This window comes from Kribbella sp. NBC_01510 (assembly GCF_045040325.1).
Taxonomy (GTDB): Bacteria; Actinomycetota; Actinomycetes; order Propionibacteriales; family Kribbellaceae; genus Kribbella.
Genome location: NZ_CP109418.1, coordinates 7,857,880 through 7,871,531 on the forward strand (window position 1 = coordinate 7,857,880; position 13,652 = coordinate 7,871,531).

Here is a 13,652-nt window from a genome sequence, read left to right on the forward strand (position 1 = left end):
GGGGCCTCCCGGCCTGGACTGAGGAGCGTAGGGAGCGAAGCGACTGAAGCGACGAGGGAAGGACGGGAGTAAAAGCCCCATGACCCCGCCGTGCCGGAGGCGCGGCAATTCAATACAGCCATCAGCAGCGGCCCTTGTGGGCCGCGCACCAGGTCTGCAGCTTCTGCACGTTCTGCATGTGCTCTTCCGGCGTACTGGCGAACGCCGTCTCGCCGGTGTCGAGGTCGATCAGCGTGAAGTAGAGCCACGGCCCCTGCGCCGGGTTGATCGCCGCCCGCAGGGTCTCCTTGGTCGGCGAGTTGATCGGCGTCGGCGGGAGGCCCTTGTTCTTGTAGGTGTTGTACTGCGAGTCCATCTGGCGCTGCTCGGGCGTCGTGAACACGCCGCCGTCCTTGCCGACGACGTAGTGGATGGTCGAGTCCATCTGGAGCTTCATCCCGATCCGCAGCCGGTTGTAGATCACCCGGGCGACCTTGGCGTAGTCCTGCGGGCGGTTCGTCTCGGCGCCGATGATGCTGGCCACGATCACCGCCTGGTACGGATCCAGCTTCTTGCCCTGCGCGGTCTTCACCAGGTTCAGCTCGTTCGCGTTCTTCGCGTACTGCGCCGTCATCAGCTTCAGCATCGTGTACGCCGTCGCGCCCTTCGGCACGTCGTACGTCCCCGGGTACAGGAAGCCCTCGGCGTTGTTGTGCGCGTACGCCGGCAACCCGAGCGAAGCCGGCTTCGCCAGCGCGCCCGCGGCGGCGCCGGCCGGCAGCTTCAGCTTCGACTTCTGCAGGGTCTCGCTGACCTCGGCCTTGGTCAGGCCGGACCGGAAACTGATCCGGGTGACCAGGATCGACTTGGCCGTGTCCAGCATCAGGGCGAGCGCGGCCTTGGCCGACATCTGCTTGTGCAGCGTGTAGGTGCCGGCCTGGATCTGAAGCGACCGCGAGTCGGCCTTGGCCACCTTCTCGAACGCGCGGGCGCTCTTCACGACGCCCTTCTTCTCCAGCGTGTCCGCGATCGAGGCGGCCGCCTGACCCTTGGCGACCTCGACGACCACCGTTTCCTTGCTGCCGGTGCCGGAGTAGTCCGGCGCGGCGAACATCTGCTCGATCGCGTCCTTGCCCTTGCCGAACCCGATCACCGCGCCCGCGATGAGGGCGCCGACCACCAGCAGCGAGATCAGGCCGGCGAAGCAGCCGAACGCGCGCCGGCCGCGGGCCTTGCGCCGGTTCGCCCGGCGCTCGACCCGGGTCTCCGGGCGCAACCCGAGCCCGGAGCCGAGGTCGTCGCTCTCGCTCAGGTCTTCGTCCAACGACGGTCCGTTCACAGAGGCCTCCCGGGCGGGTTGCCGGTCTCGCGCTCGAGGTCGAGCGCGTGTTGCAGAATCACGACCGCGGCGGCCTGGTCGACCACCGCGCGCCGCTTGGAACCCTTCTTTCCCCGTTCCCGCAGCATGCGCTCGGCGGTGACCGTGGTGAACCGCTCGTCCACCAGCCGCACCGCCGTGTCCGCCTTGCCCTCCTGCACCTTTGTCCGCACCAGCTCCGCCGTCTCCCGGATCTTCACCGCGGCCGGCCCCTCGCCCCCGGACAGGGAGCGGGGCAGCCCGACCACGATCTCGAACGCCTCCAGTTCGGCGGCGAGTGCCGCGATCCTATCCAGATCACCAGGCCCTCGGCGGACCGTTTCCACCGGGGTCGCCAGGATTCCGTGCGGATCGCTGCTGGCAACGCCGATCCGGACATCGCCGATGTCCAGCGCGAGGCGCACGCCCGTTCTCATCAGCCAGTGACGAGTTGGCCGACGGTGTGTTCCACCGCAGCCAGTGCCTCGTCGGAGCCACCGGGATCGGTGCCACCACCCTGGGCCACGTCGTCCTTGCCGCCGCCGCGACCGCCCAGCTTCTCGGCCGCGACCCGGACCAGGTCGCCGGCCTTCAGCCGCCACTCGCGCGCGGTGTCGTTGAGCGCGACCACCACACCGGGCTTGCCGTCGTTCACGCTGAGTACAGCGACCACGGCCGGCTTGTCGCTCGGCATCCGGCCGCGCACGTCGAGGGCCAGCTTGCGCAGGTCCCCGCCGTTCACGCCGTCGGGGGCGCGGTGACCGACGTACTGGACGCCGAAGACGTCTCGCGGGTTGCTCGCCAGCTCGGCCGCGGCCGCGAGGACCTGCGAGGCCCGCATCCGCTCGAGCTCCTTCTCGGCGGCGCGCAGCCGCTCACTCAGGTCGGCGACCTTCGCGGGCAGCTCCTCCGGCCGGGTCTTCAGGTTCTCGCTGAGCAGCCGGACCAGCGCCCGCTCGCGGCCGAGGTAGTGCAGCGCCTCCAGGCCGACGAACGCCTCGATCCGGCGGACGCCCGCTCCGACCGACGACTCGCCGGTGACGGTCAGCGCGCCGACCTGCGACGAGTGCTTCACGTGCGTGCCACCGCAGAGCTCGCGCGACCACGGGCCACCGATCTCGACCACGCGGACCTGCTCGTCGTACGTCTCGCCGAACAGCGCCAGCGCACCCCAGTCCCGGGCCTCCGGCAGCGTCATGTACTGCGCCGACACCGGCAGGTCCTTCCGGACCGCGAGGTTCGCGACCTCTTCGATCTCGGACCGGGTCGCCTGATCCAGCGCCGACGACCAGGCGAAGTCGAGCCGCAGGTAGCCGGGCTTGTTGTACGAACCGCTCTGCAGCGCGTTCGGGCCGAGCACCTGACGCAGCGCAGCGTGGACGACGTGCGTGCCGGAGTGCGCCTGACAGGCCGAGACCCGCCACTCGTGGTTGACCTCGGCGTGCACGTCCTGGCCCGGCTGGACGACACCCTCGAGCACCTCGACCTTGTGCACGATCAGGCCCTTGACCGGGCGCTGGACGTCGAGCACCTTCAGCTTGACGCCGTCGGCAACGATCAGGCCCTCGTCGGCGATCTGGCCACCGGACTCGGCGTAGAACGGGGTCTTCTCCAGCACGACCTCGACGGTCTCGCCCTGCTCGGCGGCCGGCGCGACCACGCCTTCCTTCAGCAGGCCACGGACCTGCGAGTCGGTCGCGAGCTCCTGGTAGCCGGTGAACTCGGTGACGCCCTTCTCGCGCAGCTCCCGGTACCCCGAGGTGTCCGCGTGACCAGCCTTCTTCGCCCGGGCGTCCGCCTTGGCCCGCTCGCGCTGCTCCTTCATCAGGGCCTTGAAGCCCTCGGTGTCCACCTGCAGGCCCTGCTCGGCGGCCATCTCGATGGTCAGATCGATCGGGAAGCCGTACGTGTCGTGCAACTGGAACGCCTTCGCGCCCTCGAGCTGGTGGGCACCGCCGGACTTGGTCTCGCGGACGGCGACGTCGAAGATGCTCGTCCCGGCCGTGAGAGTCCGGCGGAACGCCTCCTCCTCGGCGTACGCGACCTGGCTGATCCGGCCGAAGTCGGCCTCCAGCTCGGGGTACGACTTCTTCATCTGCTCCAGGCTGACCGGCAGCAGCTCGACCAGGCTCGGGTCCTCGTAGCCGAGCAGGCGCATCGAGCGGATCGCGCGGCGGAGCAGCCGCCGCAGCACGTAGCCGCCCTGCTCGTTGCCCGGGGTGACGCCGTCGCCGATCAGCATCAGTGCGCTGCGGACGTGGTCGGCGACCACCCGGAACCGCACGTCGTCCACGTGCTCGACGCCGTACTTGCGGCCGCTCAGGTCCGACGCGCGCTCGATCACCGGGTAGATCTCGTCGATCTCGTACATGTTGTCGACGCCCTGCAGCAGGTACGCGACGCGCTCGAGGCCGAGACCGGTGTCGATGTTCTTCTTCGGCAGCTCGCCGAGGATCTCGTAGCCGTCCTTGCCGCCACCCTCACCGCGGATGTTCTGCATGAAGACCAGGTTCCAGAACTCCAGGTAGCGGTCGCCCGCCTCCCAGTCCCGGTCGGCGCCGAACTCCGGGCCGCGGTCGATCAGGATCTCCGAGCACGGACCGCACGGGCCGGGGATGCCCATCGACCAGAAGTTGTCCTTCATACCGAGCCGGACGATCCGGTCGTCAGGCAGGCCGGCGATCCGCTTCCACAGGTCGATCGCCTCGTCGTCGTCGTAGTACACCGACGCGTAGAGCACCGACTCGTCGAAGCCGTAGCCGCCGTCGCGCTGGGACCGGGTGACCAGGTCCCAGGCGTACTCGATCGCCTTCTCCTTGAAGTAGTCGCCGAAGGAGAAGTTGCCGTTCATCTGGAAGAACGTGCCGTGCCGGGTGGTCTTGCCGACCTCGTCGATGTCGAGGGTCCGGACACACTTCTGCACGCTGGTCGCGCGCGCGTACGGCGGCGTCTGCTGGCCGACGAAGTAGGGCACGAACTGGGCCATGCCGGCGACGTTGAACAGCAGGTTCGGGTCCGGCGACGGGAGCGGTGCGCTCGGCACCACGGTGTGGCCCCGGTCCTCGAAGTACTGCAGGAACCGCCGCCTGATCTCACTGGTTTCCATGGGTGTTACCGGTAGTCCTCACGCGTGTCCGGGTGGGTTGTGGGTGGGGCCGGAGGCATGGCGCTGTTGGTGTCGATGCCGAGGGAGTCGCGTAGTTCGGCCTCCCGCTCCTCCATGCCCTCGCGGACCTGGTCGCCGAAGTGCCGGACCGCGGCGGCGAGCTTGGCCGCGGACTCCTGCATGCTCTCCGGGGCGAGCACCTGAACACGCTTCTTCAGCCGGGTGACGGCGTACACGCCGACGACGATCCCGATGATCAGCCACAAGATCCGCTTCACCGTTTCCGCGCCTTCCGCTCGGCCTTCATCTCTTCCTTCACCCGTCGGCTGACGTCCTTGCGCTGCTGGTCACCGAGCGCGCGACGGACGCCGTAGCTGAAGGCGGCCGCCTTCACCAGCGGACCGCCGGCGGTGGCCGAGAACAGCGACATGAGCGCGGCCGCGTTGGTGGTCACCGTGGTCGCGTTGTCGGTGATCGTGTCCACCTTGGCCAGCTGGGCGTTCGTGGTGGTCACGGTGGTGGTCACCTCGCCGAGCAACGGGATGGTCTCGTTCGAGACGCCTTTCACCATGATCCGGGTCTCGTCGAAGACCTTGCCCAGCTTCAGGATCGGATAGGCCAGCAGGCCCACCAGGATGAGCAGCGCGCAGGCGGCTATCAACCCCGCGACTTCACCGACGCTCATGGAAACGATCCACCTTCCGTTGCGACCTCGTGGACCGCCCGACCTTATCGCGCGGTCCAGGCGCACTCCGCTCCAGGACACCATCCCGCACATCACAGTCCCTCACCAAACCGCGACAGCACGTCATCCCACGGCAACGGTCAGGAGCTGCCGTTCTCGCACGCGACACCGTCGCCGTTGTGGTCGAGCGCTGTCGAGTAGCCCGGATCACCGCGGTACAGGGGCGCCTTGCCGGCTGCCCGGACCTCGGCGCAGTCCTTGTACACCACCGCTGTGGGAGTGGTCGAGCTAGGTGTCGTCGAGCTCGGTGTCGTCGGACTCGGCGACGTTGGGCTCGGTGTCGTCGGACTGGGTGTCGTCGAGCTCGGCGCCGTTGGGCTGGGCGTCGTTGGGCTGGCCGTCGTTGTGGCCGGTTTGGCTGGGGCCGGAGTCGTCGAGGTGGGTTTCGACGGGGTGGTTTTCGCCAGGGTGGTCGGCGGGACGGGGGTGCTGGACCGGCTCGGCCCGGAGAGCGGGCCTGACCACGGTGGGGCCGGCGCGCTGGGGGTCGGCGTCGGCCGCGTCGACGGGAACCACGGGGTGGTGACCGGCAGCAATGGCTTCCCCACCGGGAGAGACGGTCGCTTGCCCGACCGCGTCGTACCCGAGGTCCGCTCGACCTGCGGGCTGAACAAGGTCGTGCTCGGAGGTGCCTGGGTAGTTGCCGAGTCGTGCGAGCGGGACGGAACGAAGAACAATATGGCGGCCAGTGCGACCACGACCGCGGCGAGTGCGCCCAGCTTCAGAAGCGGCAGACGTCGGCGGCTGTGTCGGGGACCGGAACTGCGGATATGTCGAGCGAGGCGGAACTGCGTCACGTGCGAACCCTTCACCCCCAGGCCGAGAGGCAGCCTACCCACTCGATCCCAGCACAGAACGCACCGGGCACCGAAACCAGCAACACCACCCACCCTTCACCACCGAAGCCACCGTGCCAATGAGGGGAATGTGCCATCGACTGTGAGCGGTGTGTGATTGGAAGGGGCTTACCAGCCGCACGTTGCCCACACTCGATGTGATGGGTGGGTTGGTGGGGTTGGTGGGTTGGTGGGTTAGGGAGCGCGGGGGGCGAAGGTCCAGCGGTGGGGGTGGATGGGGGGCGCGGACAGGCAGGCGTGGTGTGCGCGCTGGATTCTGGTGATCAATGCCGGCTCGTCCGCCATGTCCACCGACGTCACCCGGATGATCGTCAGACCGCGGCGTTCGAGGCCTTCCTCGCGATGATTGTCCGCCGTCTGTTGACTGATCTCCCGGTGGTACGCGCCGTCGTACTCGAGGCCAAGTCCCGAGATCGGCTCCAGCAGGTCGACGATGCCCAGGAAGGTGCCGTCGACATCGAAGATCGGTGCGTTCACCTCGAGCGGCGGAAGTCCCGCGCGTCGACAGAGCAACCTCAGCCTCGACTCCGGTGGAGACGCCGCCAGCTTGTTCAGCAACGGCAGCGCGGCGCGGAGCTGCCGCAAACCGCGCCGGCGCGGATGCGCCATCTCGTAGGCCGAAATCCTGCCAGGGTCCGCAAGCCCGGCATGGAGGAGGCAGTCACCGGCCACGACGGCTTCAGTCAGATTCGGCGCAAGCCGCAGTAGGTCGTACGTCGTCCTGACGCCGCTGGTACACCGGAGGCCGTGGCACTCGACCACGTCATCAGGCTCCAAGGTTGCGCGCAGCGTGTTGATGCCTGGCCGATTCACGACGCTTCTCGGCGGTACCACGAGCAGAACGGGTTCACCGACGCGCAGCTCGCCACGCGCGGTCCGTGCCCAGCCGCCATCGAGGTATGCCACGCCTTGCAAGTACGCCGACGCCCAGCCGCCAACCACGCCACCGTCCGGCATGACCGCCGTTGCGTCCAGGATCCGCTGCCTGATGGGATCGTTCACCTGTGCCGACCGGTGGTAACCGAAATGCGGCGATACCCAGTGTGGTGACTCCAGCTGCGCTCGGGTGACCCCAACAGCGAGCAACTCCCGCCTTCGCACGGCAAGTGGTGGTCCGTCGATCTTCCCCATCACCCAACAATGCCCGCACCCCGTACGCGGCACCTCACATTGTCCACAGCTCCAAATCCACTGAAGCCACCGTGTTACTCGTCCGCCCCACGCCACCGAAGCCACCGTGCCGAGCGCGGGCGATATGCCATCGAGTGCGAGCAGCGTGCCGTCGGCAAGGGCTTACCCACATCACTCTTTCCACACTGGATCGACCACTCGGCAACCTCGGCGTACCACGGGATCACGCCATCCGGCTCACTCGCGGTCCCTGAGGATCTTGCGGATGTTGGCGACGCGGTCGGCGTACGCCGCTTCGCCGCCGCGGCGGGTGGGCTTGTAGTAGTCGGTGCGGTCGACGACGTCCGGTGCGTACTGCTGCGGGACGATGCCGCGCGGGTCGTCGTGGGAGTACTGGTACGACGAGCCGTGGCCGATCTTCTTGGCTCCGGCGTAATGGGCGTCGCGCAGGTGGGGTGGGACCGGGCCGACCTTGCCGGCCTTCACGTCCGCGATGGCCGCGTCGACGGCCATGATCACGGCGTTGGACTTCGGCGCCAGGGCCAGCGCGACGACGGCCTGGGCGAGGTTGATCCGCGCCTCGGGCATGCCGATCAGCTGCACCGCCTCAGCCGCGGCCACCGCGACACCGAGCGCGGTCGGGTCCCCCATACCGATGTCCTCGCTGGCGGAGATCACCAGCCTGCGGGCGATGAACCGCGGATCCTCGCCGGCCTCGATCATCCGCGCCAGGTAGTGCATCGCCGCGTCCACGTCCGAGCCCCGGATCGACTTGATCATCGCCGACGTGACGTCGTAGTGCTGATCTCCGGCTCGGTCATACCGCACCGCAGCCCGGTCGACCGCGGTCTCCAGCGTCTTCAGGTCGATGACTTTGGCGCCTTTCGCCCGCGCTCCGCCGGCGGCGGCCTCCAGATAGGTCAGCGCGCGCCGCGCGTCTCCCCCGGCCATCCGCAGCAGATGCGCCCGCGAGTCCTCGGCGAGCTCGAACTCTCCGTTCAATCCGCGCTCGTCGGTCAACGCCCGGTCGAGGAGCGTCGAGATGTCGTCGTCGGTCAGGGATTCCAGCGTGAGCAGGAGACTCCGCGAGAGCAGCGGCGAGATGACCGAGAAGAACGGATTCTCGGTGGTCGCCGCGACGAGCGTCACCCAGCGGTTCTCCACGCCGGGAAGGAGCGCGTCCTGCTGAGCCTTCGTGAACCGATGCACCTCGTCGATGAACAACACGGTCTCGACGGTGCCGGTCCCGCGGGACAGATCCCGGCGGGCGCCGTCGATCACCTGCCGGACGTCCTTCACCCCGGCCGTGACGGCCGACAACTCCACGAACTTCCGGTTGGTCTGATGCGACACGACCGCCGCGATCGTCGTCTTCCCCGTCCCCGGCGGGCCCCAGAGCAGCAGCGACATCGGCTGGTCACCCTCCACCAGCCGCCGCAACGGCGACCCGGGTGCGAGCAGGTGCTGCTGCCCGACGAGCTCGTCAAGACTCCGCGGCCGCATCCGCACGGCCAGCGGAGCCGCCGTATGGTCCACGTCCGCCAGACTCCCGCCGCCCCTGGCCGGCGCCGGCGCTCCCGGAAGGTCGAACAACCCATCACTCACGTCCCGAGCCTATCCGCCGGCACCGACAGCGCCCGCATCCATCACCCTGGTGCTACAGCTACATGCCTGCTCGCCGTGCCGCCGGCCGCGGAGCGAAGACCACGTGCCACGCGCCGCTGCGGCGGAGCAGCACCTGGGTGGGGATCTGCAGCGCGATGATCGTGACCACCGTGATCACCGGCTCCATCGCGGGTACGACGGGAATCGGCAGCGTGTACGCGACGACGACCCGGATCACGGCGTCGAGGACGGATGTGATCCCCCAGAGCACCGTGATCCTCCGCCAGGCCTGCCGGAACCGTGGATCCTCGTCCCACAGCCGATCCATCACGGCTGCACGCCACGAAAAGATCGCGCGGGTGAACGTGTAGCAGAGCGGTTGCGGATGCCTGAGGGACCACAGTGTGATCCCGGCGAACGGGAGGCTGATCCAGGCGTTGCGAACGAGCAGGAGCCGGGCATCCCCACCCAGGACCGCCACCACCGCGCTCCCCAGCATGCTGACGATCACCGCCACCCCCAGGAGATCGGTACGGCGGCGACGCGCGATCGAGATCCCCGCACTGATCAAACCGGGCACGGTGCCGGCCAGCAGAGCGGTCACGTTGCTCGCGCCGGCGGCTCGGAGGCCGTAGTACAGCGCGAGCGGAGTGGCGATGTCGAAGACGAGGAACCGGACGCGGTCGCGGGTGCGGGACATGACCCGAGACTCGCCCGCCGGGCCGGTGCCCGGCATCGGGCGGACGGCTGCGGCCGATCAGACCAAAGTCGAAGGTCTACGCCTTCTGGTCCGGCTTCTCTTCATCCTCGTCCGCGTCACGCAGCTCTTCCGGCAGCTCGTCCTCATCGTCGTCCGCGTCGCGCAACTCTTCGGGCAGCTCGTCCTCGTCGTCCGCGTCGCGGAGCTCTTCCGGGAGGTCGTCCTCGTCGAACTCCTCGGGGAGGATCTCCTCCGACTCCGCCACCGACTCGGGTTTGATCGCGTTGCGGAGGCGACCCAGGATCCGGTCCGCCTCGGTGCCGAACGGGTTGTCGTTGACCAGGTAGGTCCAGGTCGCGGTCGGCCGCGGGATGCCGCTGGCCTCCTCGTCCAGCCCGTCCGCGGTGATCTCGGCGTCCTGGAAGGTCTCGACGGCGTCCGCCCACGCATCCGCGATCAGCGTGTCGAACGACGCGATCGCCGACTTGTTGAACTCGTCGATCGGCTTCAGGTGCACGATGCCGCCGGCCAGCGACCGCAGGTGGATCCCCTCGCGGAGATCCGCCAGGTACGCCAGGTGGTCCGTCCAGCGCCGGTCGATGTGACCCAGCACGATCCGCCGGGCCGCGTCCTTCACCACGTCCTCGCCGACCTCGTCGACCAGTTCGTCGTACCGCTCCTTGGCCCGCTCGGCCAGCTCCTCGGCCGCGAGGTCGTCGACCAGCACCTTCTCCCGGGTGTCGAGCAGGATCGCCCGCTGCTGCCCGGTCAGCCGGTGGTACTGCCACGTCGTCCGGTGCAGCTCGGCATTCGCGCCGTCGGCGACCCGCTGTGCACCCTCGAGCATCCCGACAGACTTCCGGTCCGTCAGGCGCCCACTCTCGTCCGGATGCGGCCGCAGACCGGACGAGACGGAGTAGCGCGTCACGAGCTCGTCGGCGAGGCTGGCGAAGAACAGCGTGCCACCCGGGTCGCCCTGCCGCCCGGCGCGCCCACGCAGCTGGTCGTCCAGCCGGCGCGAGGCGTGCAGACCGGTCCCGATCACGTAGAGGCCGCCGAGCTCGATGGCCTTGTCCTTGTCGTGCGACTCGTCCTTGCCGCCCAGCCGGATGTCCGTACCGCGACCGGCCATCTGCGTCGACACGGTCACCGTCCCCGGCACACCGGCCTCGGCGATGATCGCCGCCTCCTCGGCGTCGTTCTTCGCGTTCAGTACGACGTGCGGGACCTCGGCAGCCTCGAGCCGGTCGCTCAACTGCTCGGACTCCTCCACGCTGTGCGTGCCGATCAGGATCGGCCGTCCGGTCTCGTGGACCTCGGCGATGTGCTCGACCAGGGCCACGTTCTTCTGCTCGGCCGTCAGATACAGCCGATCGGGGTCGTCCTTGCGGATGTTCGGCTTGTTCGGCGGTACGACGGCAACGTCGACCTCGTAGAACTCCTGCAGCGACTCCCCGACGACTACCGCCGTACCGGTCATGCCGCACAGGGTCTTGTAGCTCTTGACCAGCGCCTGCACGGTGATGCTGTCCAGCACCTCACCGGAGTCGCTGACCGGCACGGCCTCCTTCGCCTCGACGGCGGCCTGCAGACCGTCGGGCCAGCGCTGCAGCTTCGCGATCCGGCCGCGGTTGTTGTTGATCAGGCTGACCTTGCCGTCGCGGACCAGGTAGTCGACGTCCTTGCGCAGCAGCACCTCGGCGTGCAGCGCGACGTTGATCTGGGTCAGCCGGTCGAGGTTGTCGTCCTCGTACAGGTTGATCCCGCCGAGCGTCTCCTCGACCTTGTCCGTGCCCTTGTCGGTCAGCGCGACCGTCCGGCCGTCGCCGTCGATCTCGTAGTCCACGCCCGCGCGCAGCGTCCGGACCAGCTGGACCACGTCCTCGTCCAGTTCCTCGGTCCGGGTCGCACCGGCCAGCACCAGCGGGACCCGGGCCTCGTCGATCAGCACCGAGTCCGCCTCGTCCACCAGCGCCACGTCCGGCTCGACCGTGACCCGGTCGGCGACATCGGTGACGAGCCGGTCGCGCAGTACGTCGAAGCCGATCTCGCTAGCCGGCGCGTAGCAGACATCCGCCTCGTACGCCGTACGCCGTTCCTCCGGCGTGGACGCCTGGCCGATGTGCGACACCGTCACGCCGAGCAGCTCGTACACCGGGCCCATCCACTCGGCGTCGCGGCGGGCCAGATAATCGTTCACTGCGAGCACCTGGACCTTGCGGCCACCGACCGCGTACCCGGCGGCGGCGAACGCACCGGCCAGCGTCTTGCCCTCACCGGTGGCCATCTCGACCACGCGGCCCTGCAGCATCGCCAGCGCGCCGACGACCTGGCCGTCGAACGCCCGCTCGCCGATCGTCCGCCGGCCCGCCTCCCGCGCCAGCGCGAGGAACTCGATCTGCTCGTCCTCGTGCAGCCCGCCGGTGGTGCGTAGCTCCGCGACCGCCTCGGTGAGCTCCTCGTCGGTCAGGGCCAGGACCGATTCCTCGGCCTCGCCGACCAGCTGGGTGAGCCGCTCGTACGGGCCGAGATCGATCGAACCGGGGCGCTGCAGCAGCCGGCGGAAGCGAGAAGCGATTTTCAGGGCCATGATCCGGAAACGTACAGCGTCGGACCGTCGTTCCGCGCGTCAGGTCACGGTGTCCACTCGTACGGCGTGGTGATCGTGACCCCGTGGAGTCCCAGCTTCTGCAGGATGGGGCGGGAGTCCTCGGACGCGTCCACCCGGAGGAACTCGTATCCACGCTCCTTCGCCAGCCGGGCCCGGTGCACCAGCAGCGCGCTGTACAACCCCTGCCGCCGCCACTCCGGCAACGTCCCGCCACCCCACAGGCTGGCGAACCCGGTCCCGGGGTGGAAGCGGACCCATGCGGCCGACACCGCCGGCCCGTCCGCCGCCTTCAGCGCGTCTTCGACCAGGAACACCGACAAGCGGTCGGGGAACATCCGCGCCTCGGCCGCCAGCCGCTCCACGATCCGATCCAGCCCGTTGTGCCACAACGTGTCGGTGAGTACGCCGATCCGGTGGTAGTCCTCCGGTCCATCGGCCTCCCGCAGCCGCACCTTCGACGGCAGGGCGGAGGGCCGCTCCAGGATCCGGTCCACCTCACCGAGGATGAGCGTCTCCGGCTCCTCCCGGCTGAACCCGGCCCGGACCAGGCGCTCGCCGAGGTCGGCCGGCTCGTCGTACGCGTACGTCTTCCACTCGAACGGCAGGCCACGGTCACGGAAGAACGCCACCTGGTCCGCGATCACGGCGTCCGGGTCGTTGCCCAGACCGCGCGGTGTCTCGACGAACCCGGCGCTGTCGGGCCCGTCGTCGTACGAGCGATGCACCAGGCCGTCGTGCTCTTGCTTCCAGCCGGGGATGGCGTCGGCGTCCGGCAACCGGATCCGGCGGTGGAACACCTCGAGCAACTCGGCTGGCGTCATCCGCACATCGTGCCTGATCGACTACCAGAAATCACCAGGCTCGAAAGTAAACCAGTTGGCAACTGGTGTCGTCCAAGTAGTTGTCCATACAAGGGGGGAACACCATCATGAACATCCACCACATCACACCCAAGACGATCCTCGCCGCACTCGCGGTGATGGCCGTCCCGGCCGCCGCGTTCGCCGCGCCGGCCCTCACCGGATCATCCACCGCACCCCGTACCGCCTCGACCGCCACGGTCGTCGCCGCCGCCTGCCCGAGCGGCTGGGGATCGTTGCCCGAGGCAAACAGCCGGATGACACCGGCACCCGTCACGAACGTCCGCACCGGACGGCATCCGTGCTTCGACAGGATCGTCGTCGATGTGCACGGCCGAACAGCCGGCTACGACGTCCGCTACGTGACGAACGTCTACACCGACGGCGCAGGCTTCCTCGTCCCGCTCCGCGGTGGCGCGAAACTGCAGATCGTCGTCCACGCCCCGGCGTACGACGACAACGGGAAGGCGACGTACCTGCCGAAGAACGACCGTGAGCTGACCAACGTGGCCGGCTACACAACGCTCCGCCAGCTCGCCTCCGCGGGCAGCTTCGAGGGGCAGACCACGATCGGCGTCGGCGTCCGCGCCAGGCTCCCGTTCCGCGTCTACACGCTCGCGGGGCCGGGATCGAACACCCGCCTCGTGATCGACGTCGCGCACCACTGGTAAGCCCCCACCCCGCGGTCGCCCGGCTCCCCC

General features: G+C 68.9%; 13 protein-coding genes. 1 reads left to right on the forward strand and 12 read right to left on the reverse strand.

The annotated features are described in order from the left end of the window. Window positions 1-121 precede the first annotated feature (121 nt). From mltG to OG558_RS38515, 12 genes are all read right to left on the reverse strand, one after another. Window positions 122-1,318 (reverse strand): endolytic transglycosylase MltG, encoded by a 1,197-nt coding sequence (gene mltG / locus OG558_RS38460; protein ID WP_405067410.1) that lies wholly within the window; start codon window positions 1,316-1,318, stop codon window positions 122-124. Beyond that, window positions 1,315-1,773, reverse strand: a complete 459-nt coding sequence (gene ruvX, locus OG558_RS38465) for a Holliday junction resolvase RuvX (protein WP_405067411.1) — start codon at window positions 1,771-1,773, stop codon at window positions 1,315-1,317. Before ruvX ends, mltG begins: the two co-directional genes overlap by 4 nt. After that, complete coding sequence (gene alaS / locus OG558_RS38470; protein ID WP_405067412.1) at window positions 1,773-4,442, reverse strand: alanine--tRNA ligase; 2,670 nt, start codon at window positions 4,440-4,442, stop codon at window positions 1,773-1,775. Before alaS ends, ruvX begins: the two co-directional genes overlap by 1 nt. A gap of 5 nt (window positions 4,443-4,447) precedes the next feature. Further along, window positions 4,448-4,720 (reverse strand): DUF6167 family protein, encoded by a 273-nt coding sequence (locus OG558_RS38475; protein ID WP_405067413.1) that lies wholly within the window; start codon window positions 4,718-4,720, stop codon window positions 4,448-4,450. After that, the gene (locus tag OG558_RS38480) at window positions 4,717-5,127 is read right to left on the reverse strand and encodes a DUF948 domain-containing protein (RefSeq protein WP_405067414.1); all 411 of its coding nucleotides are present in this window, start codon (window positions 5,125-5,127) and stop codon (window positions 4,717-4,719) included. Before OG558_RS38480 ends, OG558_RS38475 begins: the two co-directional genes overlap by 4 nt. 140 nt (window positions 5,128-5,267) lie before the next feature. Beyond that, window positions 5,268-5,396, reverse strand: a complete 129-nt coding sequence (locus OG558_RS38485; RefSeq protein ID WP_405067415.1) for an excalibur calcium-binding domain-containing protein — start codon at window positions 5,394-5,396, stop codon at window positions 5,268-5,270. 19 nt (window positions 5,397-5,415) lie between these two features. Continuing rightward, window positions 5,416-5,703, reverse strand: coding sequence for a hypothetical protein (locus OG558_RS38490; protein WP_405067416.1), 288 nt, complete (start codon window positions 5,701-5,703; stop codon window positions 5,416-5,418). Window positions 5,704-6,218: 515 nt separating this feature from the next. Then, window positions 6,219-7,046: a hypothetical protein gene (locus OG558_RS38495; RefSeq protein WP_405067417.1), complete on the reverse strand. Its 828-nt coding sequence runs from the start codon at window positions 7,044-7,046 to the stop codon at window positions 6,219-6,221. A gap of 366 nt (window positions 7,047-7,412) precedes the next feature. Further along, entirely contained in the window at window positions 7,413-8,780 is a 1,368-nt protein-coding gene (locus OG558_RS38500; protein WP_405067418.1) for a replication-associated recombination protein A, read from the reverse strand. 58 nt (window positions 8,781-8,838) lie between these two features. Further along, the gene (locus OG558_RS38505) at window positions 8,839-9,480 is read right to left on the reverse strand and encodes a VC0807 family protein (protein WP_405067419.1); all 642 of its coding nucleotides are present in this window, start codon (window positions 9,478-9,480) and stop codon (window positions 8,839-8,841) included. A gap of 76 nt (window positions 9,481-9,556) precedes the next feature. Continuing rightward, complete coding sequence (gene secA2 / locus OG558_RS38510) at window positions 9,557-12,070, reverse strand: accessory Sec system translocase SecA2 (protein ID WP_405067420.1); 2,514 nt, start codon at window positions 12,068-12,070, stop codon at window positions 9,557-9,559. A gap of 44 nt (window positions 12,071-12,114) precedes the next feature. Next, window positions 12,115-12,912, reverse strand: coding sequence for a GNAT family N-acetyltransferase (locus OG558_RS38515; RefSeq protein ID WP_405067421.1), 798 nt, complete (start codon window positions 12,910-12,912; stop codon window positions 12,115-12,117). Window positions 12,913-13,019: 107 nt separating this feature from the next. Between OG558_RS38515 and OG558_RS38520 the strand changes: the two genes are divergently transcribed. Then, complete coding sequence (locus OG558_RS38520) at window positions 13,020-13,622, forward strand: hypothetical protein (RefSeq protein WP_405067422.1); 603 nt, start codon at window positions 13,020-13,022, stop codon at window positions 13,620-13,622. The last annotated feature ends 30 nt before the right edge of the window (window positions 13,623-13,652 follow it).

Bases quoted from the DNA above. Each gene is read 5' to 3' on its own strand.
- ruvX (WP_405067411.1), bottom strand. From the start codon at position 1,773: ATGAGAACGGGCGTGCGCCTCGCGCTGGACATCGGCGATGTCCGGATC.
- alaS (WP_405067412.1), bottom strand. From the start codon at position 4,442: ATGGAAACCAGTGAGATCAGGCGGCGGTTCCTGCAGTACTTCGAGGAC.
- OG558_RS38480 (WP_405067414.1), bottom strand. From the start codon at position 5,127: ATGAGCGTCGGTGAAGTCGCGGGGTTGATAGCCGCCTGCGCGCTGCTC.
- OG558_RS38505 (WP_405067419.1), bottom strand. From the start codon at position 9,480: ATGTCCCGCACCCGCGACCGCGTCCGGTTCCTCGTCTTCGACATCGCC.
- secA2 (WP_405067420.1), bottom strand. From the start codon at position 12,070: ATGGCCCTGAAAATCGCTTCTCGCTTCCGCCGGCTGCTGCAGCGCCCC.
- OG558_RS38515 (WP_405067421.1), bottom strand. From the start codon at position 12,912: ATGACGCCAGCCGAGTTGCTCGAGGTGTTCCACCGCCGGATCCGGTTG.
- OG558_RS38520 (WP_405067422.1), top strand. From the start codon at position 13,020: ATGAACATCCACCACATCACACCCAAGACGATCCTCGCCGCACTCGCG.